We start from the raw sequence: 335 nt of genomic DNA on the forward strand, positions 1-335 counted from the left end.
TTTCGAAGGTCTGGCCGTCAACGGTGGCATCGGTGATGCCGACAGTCAGGGAACCAGCATCCTTGAAGACGTCATCACCCTGGGCGGTGGCACGGTACTCGACTTCGGTCTGGCCCGCAGCGATCACTACCTTGGCGCCATTGGTCAGGGTAACGGTGAGGTCACGGTCCAGGACCTGGTTGACGCGTACGGTGAAGACCGGCTGCTGGGCTTCGGTGACATTGCCATTGCTGACGATCGAGACGGCGATCTGGTCGCCAGCGTTCGGCGTGCCAGGGGTACCCGGATTACCTGGAGTTCCCGGTTCGTCAGTGACGACTGTGTTGGTGCTGCCA

Annotated in this window: 1 protein-coding gene; it reads right to left on the reverse strand. The window is 61.5% G+C overall.

Annotated elements, in window-relative coordinates; all coding sequences use genetic code 11:
* The coding region (locus G7009_RS27385; protein WP_181133387.1) for an immunoglobulin-like domain-containing protein at positions 1-335 on the reverse strand (335 nt) is incomplete at both ends.

It is taken from the genome of Pseudomonas capeferrum (assembly GCF_013523055.1).
GTDB classification, from domain to species: domain Bacteria; phylum Pseudomonadota; class Gammaproteobacteria; order Pseudomonadales; family Pseudomonadaceae; genus Aquipseudomonas; species Aquipseudomonas capeferrum_A.